The 14,141-nt window shown below is 61.6% G+C and carries 13 protein-coding genes; 2 read left to right on the forward strand and 11 right to left on the reverse strand.

The genetic code is table 11. The annotated features are described in order from the left end of the window. Positions 1–118 precede the first annotated feature (118 nt). From E4M07_RS01025 to E4M07_RS01055, 7 genes are all read right to left on the reverse strand, one after another. On the reverse strand, positions 119–2,167 hold the full coding sequence (locus E4M07_RS01025) for an ASKHA domain-containing protein (RefSeq protein WP_136656427.1): 2,049 nt from the start codon (positions 2,165–2,167) through the stop codon (positions 119–121). An 84-nt stretch (positions 2,168–2,251) separates the two neighbouring features. Continuing rightward, positions 2,252–3,205: a methyltetrahydrofolate cobalamin methyltransferase gene (locus tag E4M07_RS01030; RefSeq protein ID WP_136656428.1), complete on the reverse strand. Its 954-nt coding sequence runs from the start codon at positions 3,203–3,205 to the stop codon at positions 2,252–2,254. 10 nt (positions 3,206–3,215) lie between these two features. Continuing rightward, a complete protein-coding gene (locus E4M07_RS01035) occupies positions 3,216–4,121 on the reverse strand; it encodes a methylenetetrahydrofolate reductase (protein WP_136656429.1) in 906 nt (301 codons plus the stop codon). Then, positions 4,084–4,422 (reverse strand): virulence factor, encoded by a 339-nt coding sequence (locus E4M07_RS01040; RefSeq protein WP_136656430.1) that lies wholly within the window; start codon positions 4,420–4,422, stop codon positions 4,084–4,086. The genes E4M07_RS01035 and E4M07_RS01040 overlap by 38 nt, the downstream gene beginning before the upstream one ends. Positions 4,423–4,588: 166 nt before the next feature. Then, positions 4,589–5,233 carry an exopolysaccharide biosynthesis protein gene (locus E4M07_RS01045; protein WP_246660332.1) on the reverse strand — a complete coding sequence of 215 codons (645 nt, stop codon included), beginning with the start codon at positions 5,231–5,233 and terminating at the stop codon, positions 4,589–4,591. A gap of 162 nt (positions 5,234–5,395) precedes the next feature. After that, on the reverse strand, positions 5,396–6,007 hold the full coding sequence (locus tag E4M07_RS01050; protein ID WP_136656431.1) for a DUF1638 domain-containing protein: 612 nt from the start codon (positions 6,005–6,007) through the stop codon (positions 5,396–5,398). Positions 6,008–6,084: 77 nt separating this feature from the next. Next, positions 6,085–6,786 carry a B12-binding domain-containing protein gene (locus E4M07_RS01055; protein WP_136656432.1) on the reverse strand — a complete coding sequence of 234 codons (702 nt, stop codon included), beginning with the start codon at positions 6,784–6,786 and terminating at the stop codon, positions 6,085–6,087. 357 nt (positions 6,787–7,143) lie between these two features. Here E4M07_RS01055 and E4M07_RS01060 point away from each other — a divergent pair, with 357 nt between their 5' ends. Both E4M07_RS01060 and E4M07_RS01065 read left to right on the forward strand, forming a co-directional pair. Further along, complete coding sequence (locus E4M07_RS01060; protein ID WP_136656433.1) at positions 7,144–8,715, forward strand: trimethylamine methyltransferase family protein; 1,572 nt, start codon at positions 7,144–7,146, stop codon at positions 8,713–8,715. 83 nt (positions 8,716–8,798) lie between these two features. Then, entirely contained in the window at positions 8,799–9,485 is a 687-nt protein-coding gene (locus E4M07_RS01065) for a 4Fe-4S dicluster domain-containing protein (protein WP_136656434.1), read from the forward strand. A 4-nt stretch (positions 9,486–9,489) separates the two neighbouring features. On the opposite strand, the gene bmt is transcribed toward E4M07_RS01065, so the two are convergent. From bmt to E4M07_RS01085, 4 genes are all read right to left on the reverse strand, one after another. Then, entirely contained in the window at positions 9,490–10,518 is a 1,029-nt protein-coding gene (gene bmt / locus E4M07_RS01070; protein ID WP_136656435.1) for a betaine--homocysteine S-methyltransferase, read from the reverse strand. A 161-nt stretch (positions 10,519–10,679) separates the two neighbouring features. Then, positions 10,680–11,741, reverse strand: coding sequence for a glycine betaine/L-proline ABC transporter ATP-binding protein (locus E4M07_RS01075; RefSeq protein WP_136656436.1), 1,062 nt, complete (start codon positions 11,739–11,741; stop codon positions 10,680–10,682). Beyond that, positions 11,734–12,621, reverse strand: a complete 888-nt coding sequence (locus E4M07_RS01080; protein WP_136656437.1) for a proline/glycine betaine ABC transporter permease — start codon at positions 12,619–12,621, stop codon at positions 11,734–11,736. Before E4M07_RS01080 ends, E4M07_RS01075 begins: the two co-directional genes overlap by 8 nt. A 94-nt stretch (positions 12,622–12,715) precedes the next feature. After that, positions 12,716–13,723 carry an ABC transporter substrate-binding protein gene (locus E4M07_RS01085; RefSeq protein ID WP_136656438.1) on the reverse strand — a complete coding sequence of 336 codons (1,008 nt, stop codon included), beginning with the start codon at positions 13,721–13,723 and terminating at the stop codon, positions 12,716–12,718. Between the last annotated feature and the right edge of the window lie 418 nt (positions 13,724–14,141).

The raw sequence follows: 14,141 nt of genomic DNA on the forward strand, positions 1-14,141 counted from the left end.
AATGTTGACGTCAGGGGCAATCTTAGGCAATCGCGAGAGGCGGTCAAAGCCGCCGGCAAAAGGGCATGGATATTCGGTGACAGGCTGTTGCCGCCATGCACCATGGCGTCATCTTGCTCTAACCGCGCCGCCTGCGTCCTTCGCGGCGGCGCCGTCCACCGCCGTTGTCGGAGGCAGCCGGCTCGGCCCGGGCGGGAAGCGTGACGGCCCTGGCGAGTTCCGGGAACGCGTCGATCTTGTTCGGCAGGGCCATGGCGTTGACGAAATGCTCCTGGAACTTCGGTTCGAGCGCGGTCTCGATCTTCTCGATCGCCGTCACGGTCTCTTCGATCTCGCGGCGATAGCCGCGGTTGAGCAGCGCCATGCGCGCGCCGGTTCCAGCGGCGTTGCCGACGGCCTTGACCTTGTCCAGGTCGCAATCGGGAACCAGGCCGAGGACCATGGCGTATTTGGGATCGATGAAGGAGCCGAAGGCGCCGGCGAGACCGATCCGGTCGACATGGGCGATGCCCTGCTTGTCCATGAGCAGCTTGATGCCGGCATAGAGCGCCGCCTTGGCGAGCTGGATGGCGCGCACGTCGTTCTGCGTGATGGTCAGGCGCGTGTCGCCCTCCCACAGGACGTAGGAGAAGGTGCGCCCGTCCTGGACGATGCGGTCGGTGCGGCTCGCGAGCGATCCGTCAATGACGCCGTCCTCGGAGATGATGCCGGCCAGGAACATCTCGGCAATCACCTCGATGATGCCGGACCCGCAGACGCCGGTGACGCCGGTTTTCGCGGCCTGGGCGGCGAAGCCGGACTCGTCCGACCAGGATTCGACGCCGATGACGCGCACCCGCGGCTCGAGGGTTTGCGGATCGATGCGGACCCGCTCGATAGCGCCGCTGGCGGCGCGCTGGCCGCAGGAAATCTCGGCGCCCTCGAAGGCCGGGCCGGTGGGCGACGAAGCCGCGACGACCCGGTCCTTGTTCCCGAGCACGATTTCGGCGTTGGTGCCGACATCGACAAGCAGCATGATCTCGTCCTGGCGGTGCGGGCCTTCGCAAAGGGTAGCGGCCGCCGCGTCGGCACCGACATGGCCGGCAATGCACGGCAGCATGTAGACGCGCGTGCCGTGATTCAGCGCCAGGTTCAGGTCGGCCGCCCAGCTGTGCACCGCGCCCGATACGGCCAGCGCGAACGGCGCGCCGCCCAGTTCCGTCGGATCGATGCCGAGGAACAGGTGATGCATGATCGGGTTGCCGACGAAGACAGCGTCGAGGATATCGGCGGGATCGACGCCGGATTCGGCGCAGACCTCCTCGATCAGGCCGTTCAGCGCGTTGTGGACCGCATTGGTCATCGCCTCCTGGCCGTCCGGGTTCATCATCACGTAGGAGACGCGGCTCATCAGGTCTTCGCCGAAGCGGATCTGCGGGTTGGACACGCCGGCGGAGGCGATCGTCAGGCCTGAGAGCAGCGACGACAGGTGCATCGCGATGGTGGTCGAGCCGATGTCGCAGGCGATCCCGTAGGCTTCGTTCTTCAGCCCCGGATAGAGCGCGATCAGGGCAGGGCGGGCGGTCTCCATGTCCCTGTGAATGGCGGCGGTGACGGCCCACTTGCCTTCGCGCAGGACCTTCTGGACCTTCGGCAGCAGATGCTGGTCGACGATGATGTCGGTAAAGCCCCAATCGCGCTCGAGCGCCAGTTTCAGCCGGTCGAGATCGCCGAGCGGCTTGTGCATGTCGGGTTCCTCGACCTCGACATAGCACATCTGGATCGCCGGATTGCGCTCGATCAGCCGCGTGTCGGCCGCCTTGCGGACGATCTGCGCGTTGACCTGGACATCCTGGGGTACGTCGATGACGAGATCGCCCTCGATCGTCGCCGAACAGGACAGGCGCCGGCCGTCCTTCAATTCCCGTTTTTCAGCGTAGCGTTTTTCCTTGGCGCCAAACGCGGAAACATGCGCGTCGGCGGAGGTAATGCCGTGCTTGGCGAAATTGCCTTCCTGGATTTCGATCTGGCAGCGGCCGCAGATCCCGCGCCCGCCGCAGACGCTTTCGACATAGACGCCGAGCTGGCGCGCCGCCTCCAGGATGTTGGTGCCTTTTTCGAAACGGCCGCGACGACCGGAGGGCATGAAAAGGACCAGCGGGTCTTTTTCGCTCGCCTTCTGGTCCATCTGGTGTCCTTTCAGATCTGCGCGAATCAACGCAAGCAACGTTGCGGCAGGATCCGTGCCGGGGCAAGCCCGGCACGCGCGGCCCTAGGCGCGGGCGCGGCGTCCGCCCCGCCGGCGGCCGCCAGTTGCCGCCGCGGCTACCGCGCCGTCGGCCGCGACCGGAGCCGCTCCGTTGGCCGGTGCGTGATCACGATAGGTCATGATCCAGTTCTGGCAGTTCGGGTCGGTGGCATTCAGGACGTTGGCGCCGTGGACCATCTCCATTTCCTGCGGACGGCAGGGATTCATGATCGCCGAGGTCATGCCCGACGCGATCACCATGGGAATGAACGCGGCGTTGATGGCGTGGCGGTGCGGCAGGCCGAAGGAGATGTTGGACAGGCCGCAGGTGGTGTTGACGCCGAGCTCGTCGCGCAGGCGGCGCACCAGCCTGAACACCTGCTGTCCGGCCGTTCCCATGGCGCCGATCGGCATGACCAGCGGATCGACGACAATGTCCTCGGCCTTGATGCCGTAGTCGGCCGCATGCTCGACGATCTTCTTGGCGACGGCGAAACGCACGTCCGGATCCTCGGAAATGCCGGTCTCGTCGTTCGAGATCGCAACGACAGGAACGTCGTATTTCTTGATCAGCGGCAGGATCGCCTCGAGCTTCTCGGTCTCGCCGGTCACGGAATTGACCAGCGGACGGCCCTTGGCCACTTCAAGTCCGGCCTCGATGGCGCCGGTGACCGAGGAATCGATCGAAAGCGGCACGTCGACCAGGCCCTGGACGATCTCCAGGGTCTTGACCAGCAGTGCCGGTTCGGTTGCGTTGGGATCCACCGCGGTGACGCCGGCATTGACGTCGAGCATGGTGGCGCCGGCTGCGACCTGCGCCAGGGCGTCGGACTTGACGGTCTCGAAATTGCCTTCCTGCATCTCGGCGGCCAGCCGCTTGCGTCCGGTCGGGTTGATGCGTTCGCCGATCACGCAGAACGGCTGATCGAATCCGATGACAATTTCCTTGGTTGCTGATGCAACGATCGTGCGGGCCATTAGGCAGTCCTCAATTCTGTGCTACGGTCGTAGAAGGATATAAAGATGTCTTTATATCCCATGTGCCGCGTTCTTCAAGCCACTCGGACGTTTTTTTCAGTCCGCCGAAGGCAAATACGTGAATCTGCCGTATGGGGGTGTCGTTGCTGGCGAGCACGTGCTCCTCGATCGGGCCGACGACATTTTCGGGCGAATGGGAGGTCGCAAGGGTGGTCAGCGAGAGCGCGTTCTTCTTGAGGAAGGAAATCGAATTGCCGACGCCGCACATGGCCGCGAACTTGATCAGCGTGGTGACCTTGGCGGGACCGGCGACACCGAGATGAACGGGCAGGTCGATGCCGTGTTCCTTGAGACCGTCGGCCCAGGCGATGAATTTCTGCGCGTCGAAACCGAATTGGGTGACGATGCGCAGCTTTGCGTCGCTGCGCTCGGCGAAGGACTTTTTCAGCCGCAGCGCCTGGACGGCCACTTCCTCTGAGAAATCCGGGCTGCCCTCGGGATGGCCGGCGATACCGATGGCCTCGACGCCGTATTTGTCGAAAAATCCGGTTTCAAGCACTTCCATTGTCGAGGAGAACTCGCCGGCCTGGCGCTCCAGGCCGCCGCCGATGACCAGCACGTTGCTGACGCCGGCTTCCTCGCTCATGCGCTTGACGCGCTCCTCGAGCGCGCCGCGGGTGGAAAGGCGACGCGACGCGAAATGCGGGACCGGCTCGAAGCCCAGATCGCGCAGGCGGCGAACCGCGTTCACCAGCGTGTCGGTGGTGTCCGTCCCGATATCGGTGACGTAGACGTGCGTTCCCTTCGGAAACAGGTTGGGCAGGTCAGCCGATTCGACCGCCTGGCGCGGGGCCACTTCGATCGATGCTGCGATTTTCTCAGGCCGTTGCGGCTTCATTTCCACCACTGTCGTCATTGTTGCCGGCTCTCCCTCCCGAATTGACAAGGTCAATCAGGCGCTCTTTGGTGTAATCCTCTTCCAGACGCGCGGCCGCCTTGTCGGCTTCCGCCTCCAGATCGTCGGAGACCGGTTCCGGTGTACCGCGCCGCCACTCGGCGAGATACTCGTCCGTTTCATGAGCTCCGGAGCGCATCGCGCACATGTCGATGGCTTCGGTGAAACGCAGCGATAATTCGCGTTTCGCGCTCTTGCGGCCTTTCTTGACAATAACCTGCGCGGGTATGTCCCGCCAGTAAACGGTAATCAGATCAGCCATGGGTGGTCTCCTTGGCGCGTACATAAGTAAAATCCGCCGGTCTGGCTTGCTGCGCGACGACGCGCAATGCGCTCAAAAACGACGTGTGCGCCGCAGCATTATATACGGTTGGCCCGACAGGAAAAAAGCCTTGTATCCGCTGTTGGTTACCGGCCGTCAACGCACCCTACACGACCGAGCTGAACAGCGCCGTCGTCAGGAAGAGAACGAGCGCGAAAATAAGCGTCGCGACAATGCCGATGATCGATCCGATCACAAGGCAGTTGCCGTCGTTTTCCGTGTGGGCAAGGCCGATCGTGGCGATGGCAAAGGCCGGAAGCCAGTTGCCGAAAGGTATCGGAACGACAACGATGATCGACATGAACAAGATGTAGATGCCGAACAGGCGTTCCGACAGCGGGGTCGTGAGCGGCCAGTTGCGCGGGCGCACCCAGGCTTCCATCCATTTCAGCCACGGCTCAGAGCGCCGGACGATCTTCTGAAGCGTCTTCTTGTCGAGGGTGTAGTTGGCGAGGCGTTCGGGCAGCCAGATCTTGTTTCGTCCGGCGACGATCTGCCAGGAAATGAATATCAGCGGAAGGCCCAGGATCAGGGTCGCGCCCGGCGGCAGCGGGATGAGGTTCGGAATCGAGAACACGATCAGAAAAGCGCCGAACGAGCGCTCGTCCAGAGCTTCGGCGATTTCCCGCAGCGTAATGCGCGGCCCCATGTTTTCCGAGATTTCCTTCAGCAGGTCGGACAGGCTCTCCGGGCGTTTTTGCCGTTTTGCCGAAATACCGGGAACAGAACCTTCTGCGGGCGTATCGCTCAATATTGTCTCTCTTCGGCTGTCGTACAATCTGTGTTTAATCCGTCGAAACACGTATCAGCCGATCACTAAGGCAATACGTCAACCGCATTCATCGGGATGCGGGCAACACATGTGGGACTTTTTGTGCAAATAGGCAAGGGGATCGCGTGCCGCGGTGGGCGGTCAGGCCGACTGCAGCGATGACGTGAGGTCGCCATAGCCGGTAAAGCGGTACTCATATTCAAGGCCGAGGCGCTCGGCGGCGAGGCGCGCTTTTTCCTGCAGCTCCGGGTCTTCCTTCTGGGACAGGTAAACCAGCTTGCGGTAATTGCCGAAATACATGTCGCGCAGTTCCGGGTGCCGGTCGAGGCCGAGAGGCTCGACGATGAAGCTCTCGAACTGCCGGGCGAGGAAATCGGTCAGGAAGAAGGCGTCGATGTCGTCGTTCCATTCCTCGAAGAGGTCATTGCCGGCAAAGAAGGAATAGCAGTGCGGCCCGGCAATGCGCTCCACGCCCTCCTCCTCGCAGACACGGTCGAGCAGGCCGCCGGTGCCGCAATCGGCATAGGCGACATAGATGCGCTCGAAACCCTCTTCGCGCGCCTTCTTGACCGCTTCCCGGACACCAGGCGCGATGCGGTCCGGATATAGATGCCACTGCGCCGGAAGGCAGGCGAGATCGATGTGCGAAAGGCCGTTGGCCTCGCACACGGCGAGGATTTCCCGCGCGATCGCACCGCAGCCGATGACGCGCACCGGCTTTTCCTGCGAAGATGTGTGACCCTGTTCGATCATGGCGTTACTTATACTGCTAAAACAAAATGGCGGCCAACCCGGCCGCCATCCGCAAATCCGTTTTGGTTCAGGCGGCGTTATCCGGCGCTGGCCATCTTGTTGTGCTTGCGCTTCATGAATTCCTTGGCCGTCTCGACGGCAACGGCCGCGTCGCGGCAATAGGCGTCGGCACCGACGGCCATGCCGAATTCCTCGTTCAGCGGCGCTCCGCCGACCAGCACGACATAATCGTCACGGATGCCCTTTTCCTTCATCGTGTCAATCACGACCTTCATATAGGGCATTGTCGTGGTCAGCAGCGCCGACATGCCGATGATATCGGGCTCGTGCTCGTCGATGGCCTCGAGATAGTTCTCGACCGGGTTGTTGATGCCGATATCGATCACGTCGAAACCGGCGCCTTCCATCATCATGCCGACGAGGTTCTTGCCGATATCGTGAATGTCGCCCTTGACGGTGCCGATCACCATCTTTCCGAGCTTCGGAGCGCCCGTTTCGGCGAGCAGCGGCCGCAGGATGGCCATCCCGGCCTTCATGGCGTTGGCCGACAAAAGCACCTCGGGCACGAAAAGAATGCCGTCGCGGAAGTCCTCGCCGACGATGCGCATGCCCTCAACGAGTGCCTTTGTCAGCACATCGTAGGGCGCCCAGCCGCGGTCGAGCAGAATGGTCGTGCCTTCCTCGATCTCTTCCTTCAGGCCGTCGTAAAGGTCGTCATGCATCTGCTGCACGAGTTCATCGTCAGACAGTTCTGCTAGAATGATTTCGTCATCGGACATCGGCGTTCCCTCGATGCTGGCGATTGTCGCGCTTTTGAATCACGTAAGTGTTTATCGTGAAAGTCTTATGCGGGAAAGAACCGAAAAGAGAGTTCTCAAAAACGACGCGCTCCAATCTGAAAAGCGACCCGTTTATTTCAGCGATCACCGCCGTTCCCGCAGATGGCGGGAACCTGTCGCCATAGCGTCACGGCTTGGCGCATAGAGAAAGGCGGCGGCCGGGCTGGGCACTAGGCTAAACGATAACGACAAACGCGCGAGTTACGCAGAAGTTCAAAGGGCTGCCGGCCGGCGCACTGATGCCGTAAACCAATGATAAGGCACAGGGCGCGCAATGCGGCAGGAAAGGTAACCGAGATGGAAGCTGAAAAATCAAGTTCCGGCCGCGGCGGAGGCCGACGGGGGCGCGGCGGTGCCGGCGGTGCGGCCGCAAGACGGGCCTCGCGCAGCGGCGGCGGTCCGGGCGAACAGCAATTCTATATCAGGCGCAAGGTCCGCGCGTACGAGGTTCTCGACGAAGAAGCCCTGGCGCTGATCGAGGCCAACGCCGAGACCGTGCTCGAGGAGATCGGCATCGAATTCCGCGACGATGCGGAAGCACTGGCGCTGTGGCGCGAGGCCGGTGCCGATGTGAAGGGCGAGCGCGTCCATTTCCCGAAGGGGCTTTGCCGGTCGCTGCTGAAGACGGCGCCGCAGGTGTTCACGCAGAATGCGCGCAACCCGGAGCGCTCCGTCGAGATCGGCGGCAAGGCGATCGTGTTCGCGCCGGTCTACGGCCCGCCATTCGTTCGCGATCTCAACGGCGAGCGGCGCTATGCGACGATCCAGGACTTCGAGAACTTCGTGAAACTCGCCTATATGGCGCCCTCGATGCACCATTCGGGCGGGACCGTGTGCGAACCGGTGGATATTCCGGTCAACAAACGGCATCTCGACATGGTCTATGCCCATATGCGCCTGTCCGACAAGCCGTTCATGGGCTCGGTGACCGCGCCGGAGCGGGCACAGGACACGGTGGACATGTGCAAGATCCTGTTCGGCGAAGACTATGTCGATCAGAACTGCGTCGTTGTGAACCTGATCAACGCCAACTCGCCCATGGTCTTCGACGAGACCATGCTGGGCGCTGCAAAGGTCTACGCGCGCAACAACCAGGCATGCATCGTGTCGCCGTTCATCCTGTCGGGCGCGATGAGCCCGGTGACGGTGGTCGGCACGCTGACGCAGATCCTCGCAGAAGTGCTTGCTGGCGCATCCTTCACACAGTTGATCCGTCCGGGCGCGCCGGTGTTGTTCGGCACCTTCGCCGCGTCGATTTCCATGCAGTCCGGCGCGCCGACCTTCGGGACGCCGGAGCCGTCGCTGGTCTCCTACGGCGCGGCGCAACTGGCGCGGCGGCTCGGTCTGCCGTTCCGGACTGGCGGGTCGCTGTGCGGCTCGAAGGTGCCGGATGCCCAGGCCGCGCATGAAAGCGGCGCCACCTTGAACATGACGCTGCTTGCCGGCACCAATTTCGCATTGCACTCGGCCGGCTGGCTGGAGGGCGGGCTGGTGTCCTGCTACGAGAAGTTCATGATCGACGTGGACCAGCTCGGCATGATGCAGAAATTCGCCGAGGGCGTCGATCTTTCCGAAGACGCGCAGGCCATGGACGCGATCCGCGAAGTCGGGCCGGGCAGTCATTATCTCGGCTGCGCGCACACGCAGGCGAATTTCCAGACGGCGTTCTACCGTTCGCCGCTGGCCGACAACAATTCCTTCGAGCAGTGGCAGCTGGAAGGTGAAAAACGCATCGAGAACCGCGCCAACGAGTTGTGCAGAAGCTGGCTCGAATCATACCAGGCGCCGCCCCTGGACGAGGGCATCAATGACGGGCTGCGGGACTTCATCCGCCACAAGAAGGAGGCGATGCCGGACGCCTTCACATGAAAGAAGCCCGAGGACGGCCGGGCTAAAGTGGCCAACCTCATTCACAGGGATGTCTGGCGCTCGGCGTTCAGGGATGACGAGTGATGCGCGACGGCGATCTCTACAACCGTCTTGATACGGCGCTGAAACGACACGGCCTGATGGCCCGCGGCGGGCTTCACCTGACCGAGGACGCGGATCTTGCCGCGCGCGAATACGGCTTTACCACCGTTGTGCTCGCCGGCCATGCGGGCTCATCGTTCTGGCCCGATTTCGAGACGTTCCGCTCGGGCTATGACGGGACGCATCCGCTCGATGCATGGTCCCGTTCTGTCGGTTCCGAAATCGAATCGGAATTCGGCTGTAAAGCTTTGTATCCGTTCGAAAAACCCTGGTGGCCGTTTCAGAGCTGGATCAAGCGGACCGAGGGGCTGGAGCCGTCGCCGCTGGCCATATTGATCCATCCGGAGTTCGGGCTCTGGCACGGATACCGGGCCGCTTTCGCCTTTGCAGGCGAGATTGCCGTTCCGGCACCGGTTTCGCTCGCCCATGCGTGCGACAGTTGCGCCGAAAAGCCGTGTATCTCGACTTGCCCGGCTGAAGCGGTGGCGGCACATGACTTCGCCATCAAGGCCTGCCGGACGCATCTGGACAGCAACGCGGGCCGCTCGGGCTGCATGGTGTCGGGGTGCCTGGCGCGCAACGCCTGCCCGGTGGGGCGGCAATATCAGTATGTCGAGGCGCAGCTGCGCTTCCACATGGACGCGCTGGAGCCCCTGGTGAACCGGTGATGCTTCAGGCGCGCCTGCGGCCGCGGCGCTCGCGTTTCGGCGCATCGGCTGCGTCCGCCGCGGTCTTGTTGCGCAACGGCCCGATCTTCTCGACGATGTCCTCGAGGCTGGGTTTTTTCGCCCGCTCATGGGTGTCGATTGCCGCGCGCATGGCGCGCAGGTGATCGCAGGACGTGCCACAGCAGCCGCCGATGATCGTCGCGCCCGCATCGATCGCCAGGCGCGCGTATTCGGCCATCAGCGGCGGCGTGCCCGAATAGTGGATCTCGGAGCCGACGAATTCGGGGATGCCGCAATTGCCCTTGACGATGATGGTGCCGTCCGGATTGGCTTCCTTCATGTCGAGAAGCGATGAGAGTATGTCCGATGCGCCGACGCCGCAATTGGCACCGACCGCCAGCGGCGGCTGTTCCACGTCGTTCGCGACGTTGTGAATGTCCTTCGGGTGCAGTCCCATCATGGTCTTGCCGGCGGTGTCGAAGGAACCGGTATAGGTATAGGGCATCCCGCATCTGACGGCCGCCTCGGCTGCCGCGCGGATTTCGTCCGGCGCCGACATGGTCTCGATCCAGGCGATTTCCGCGCCGCCGGCCTTGAGGCCGTTGATCTGTTCCTCGAATGCTTCGACCGCTTCCTCATAGGTGAGGGCGCCGAGCGGCACGAGCAATTCGCCGGTGGGGCCTACGGAGCCCGCGACGATCACACGGCGTCCGGCGCCGTCCGCGACCCGCCTGGCGATCTCGGCGGCCTTTTTGTTCAGCTCAAACACCCGGTCTTGCGCGTGGTGAAGCTTCAGTCTTTGACGGGTGCCGCCGAAGCTGTTTGTCAGGATGATGTCGGAGCCCGCGTCAACGAAATCCTGATGCAGCTTGACGATCTTTTCCGGCGCGTCCTCGTTCCAGAGCTCGGGCGCTTCGCCGGATTCCAGGCCCATGGCAAAGAGGTTCGTGCCGGTTGCGCCGTCGGCGAGAAGAACGCCCTTCTCGGCAATGAGATCGGACAGCGGATTGGTCGATGCGGCGGGAGGGGACATTGTACTTTTCCAAATGGTGCCAAATTGTGTAACGATATAAACATGTCTTTATATCATGGCAATGCCGAAAAGCGCTCATCGGACGGATTTCAATGGCCATGGGTGGGCAAAGAAAAGGCGGCCGAAGGGCCGCCAATTCCCGATTCCGCTTCGGTCGAGCGCTATTCGGCGGCAATTGCCTCCTCATGGGCGACCGGGGTCACCATCGCCGCGATGACATCATGGATGTCCAGCGATCCAACCGGTTTGCCGCCGGCGTCGGTGACGTGGGCCATGGCGGTGTTGGCGTCGGTCATGGTCTTTGCCGCTTCCTCCAGGGTCGTTCCGGTGACGATGCCCATCCCCTCGGGATCGCCGGACAGCGGCTTCATGATCGTCTCGACCAGGATCACGCGCCCGCGATTGACCTCCTTGACGAAATTGGAGATGTAGTCGTCGGCCGGGTTGAGTACGATGTCCTGGCCGGTCCCCTGCTGAACGATCTCGCCGTCGCGCAGGATCGCGATCTTGTCGCCGAGGCGCAGCGCCTCGTCGAGATCGTGGGTGATGAAAACCACGGTCTTGCGGATTTCCTTCTGCAGGTCAAGCAGCACCGACTGCATGTCCATCCGGATCAGCGGATCGAGCGCCGAGAAGGCCTCGTCCATGAGCAGGATCGGCGCGTCGTTGGTCAGGGCCCGCGCCAGGCCGACACGCTGCTGCATGCCGCCTGAAAGCTGATTGGGATAGCTCCTTTCGAAGCCGGTCAGTCCGACCCGGTCGATCCAGCGCTGCGCCCGCTCGATCTGCTCGGCGCGCGAGACACCCTGCACCTCAAGCCCGTAAACGGCGTTGTCGAGAACCGTACGATGCGGCAATAGGGCGAATTTCTGGAATACCATCGCTGTTTCGTGGCGGCGGAATTCCCGCAGTTGGCCGGCACTCATCTTGCACACGTCGGCGTCGCCGACGATGACCTCGCCGGCGGTCGGATCGATTAGCCGGTTGATGTGGCGGATCAGGGTGGACTTGCCCGATCCGGACAGACCCATGACCACTTGGATGCCGCCGGCGGGCATCTCGATGTTGATGTCCTTCAGACCGAGGACATGACCGTACTGCTCGTTCAGCTCGGTCTTGGTCATGCCCTCCTTGACCATGTCGACATATTGTTCGGGGTTCTTGCCGAAGATCTTGTAGAGATTTCGGACCGAAATGCCGGGGCTCGTCTTCGAATCAACCATGGATGACCTCCTGGTGCTTCTGCAGACGCTTGCCGAAGGCCTGGCTTGTGCGGTCGAAGATGATGGCGATGCCGACAATGGCAAGGCCGTTGAACACGCCGAGGGTGAAGTACTGGTTGGTGATTGCCCTCAAAACGGGCTGGCCAAGGCCCTGGACGCCGATCATGGAGGCCACCACAACCATGGCCAGAGCCATCATGATGGTCTGGTTGATGCCGGCCATGATGGTCGGCAGCGCCAGCGGCATCTGGACGTTCTTCAGCCGCTGCCAATTGGACGAGCCGAAGGCGTCCGCCGCCTCCAGCACATCCTTGTCGACGAGGCGGATGCCGAGATTGGTCAGCCGGATAATCGGCGGGATGGCATAGATCACGACGGCGATCAGGCCGGGAACCTTGCCGATACCCAGAAGCATGACGACCGGGATCAGGTAAACGAAGCTCGGCATGGTCTGCATGATGTCCAGAATCGGATTGACCACCGCCTGGACGCGGTCGGACCGAGACATGATGATTCCGATAGGGATGCCGATGAAAATGGCCAGAACCGTACACACGAAGATCATCGATATGGTCTTCATCGTGTCTTCCCACATGTCGAAATAGCCGATCAGCAGCAGCGTGACGACAGAGCCGATAACAATGCGCAGGTCGCGGCTGGCCAGCCAGGCGATAAAGGCGATGATTATCAGTATTACCGGCCACGGCGTTTCCGTCATGAAGTCTTCAGACGCAATCAGAAAATGCTTCAGCGGCTCGAAAAACAGTTCGAAATATTCCCCATAGGCCCGAGTGAAGGACCGGAAACCCTCGTCGATCGCTTTCTTAAGCGCGCGCAGGCTCGCTCCGTTCATACTCGGAAACTCGTACAGCCATTCCATTTTATTGTCCCTTCCGACCCCGTGTGTGGACTTGTTCTTGTGGTTATTGCGTCCGGCAAAAACCCGGCGGGGCGACCCGCCGGGTTTTCAAAGATTAGGAGTTTGCCAGGTAGTTCTTGACCTTGTCGGCAACGTCCGGGGTAACCCACGTGGTCCAGATGTCCTCGTGGTTTTCAAGGAAGTAGCGGGCACCGTCTTCACCGGTGGCCTGGTTGTCGACCATCCAGGCAAGCAGGCTGTTCACCGTCTTGTTGCCCCATTTGCGGGTGGCAAGATAGTCGTAGGCAATGCCGCCGCGCTTCTGGAACTCGTCGGTCACGACCGTGTAGACCTCGGATTTCGGCCAGGCGTTCTTCTGCGGGTTCTCGCACTCGGCCTGGGACGTACAGGTGTCCCATTGCTCTTTGTCGTGCGGCACGCCGAAGCCGAGGCGAACCATCTCGTATTTGCCGAGAATGGCCGTTGGTGCCCAATAGTAGCCGAGCCAGCCTTCGTTGCGCTCAAACGCCTTGGCGATCGAGCCGTCCAATCCGGCCGCGGAGCCAGAGTCGATCAGGCTGAAGCCGGCCTTTTCGCCGCCATAGGCCTTGAAAAGATTGCCGGTCGAGATCTGGCAGTTCCAACCCGACGGACAGTTGTAGACCCCGCCCTTGGACGAATCCTCTGGATCCGGGAACAGTTCCGGGTGCTTCAGCGCATCGTCGATCGTCTTGATGTCCGGATAGGCCTCGGCAATGTAGTTCGGGATCCACCAACCCTCGACGCCGCCATCGGCGAGCGACTCGGCGGCAATGTGAAGGCGGCCCTCGGCGACCGCGGCATCGACCGCGTCACGGAAAGCGTTGATCCACAGTTCCGGAGCGACGTCCGGCTGACCCTTTTCGTTCATGGACGCGAATGTCGGCATCGTGTCGCCGGCGACAAGTTCCACATCGCAACCGTAGCCTTCGGAAAGGATGATCTGATCGATATTGGCCAGCACCTCGGCCGACTGCCAGTTCATCTGGGCAACCGTGACCTTCCCGCAGTCTTCGGCGGATGCGGTGTTGGCAAAGAACATGAGACCTGTGGCGAGCAACGATGAAGCGATAAGCTTCTTCATGACGTAAATTCTCCCAGTTTTGCAGTGACTTAATCAAAACGCCTCACTGCTTCACTGCAAGCAACAAGTCGTATCCATTGGCGCTACGCGGATGATAATCCCGGCGATTGCCATTCCCCTGTATCGGCTCCCCGGCCGCTTGCGACCCATAAAACGGCAACAGAGTGCAGCACAATGGTCTTTTTGCGACATAAATTGACCATATGGCGTTTCACTGGGTGAGAAAAGCACCAATTGAAATTAACCGAACGGACAAATTTTGCCCGAAATTACAAATTTTTGCCGACTAGGCTCTACACGATTTAATCCAGGCATAAATATTTCGATATCTTGAAAACGACATGACCGTAGTCGGGCGATCTGGGGATTGAACCGGCCTTGCGACGCCCGACTGACGCATTCGGGCTGGCTTTTCATG

Source organism: Nitratireductor sp. XY-223 (assembly GCF_004959855.1).
Taxonomy (GTDB): Bacteria; Pseudomonadota; Alphaproteobacteria; order Rhizobiales; family Rhizobiaceae; genus Hoeflea_A.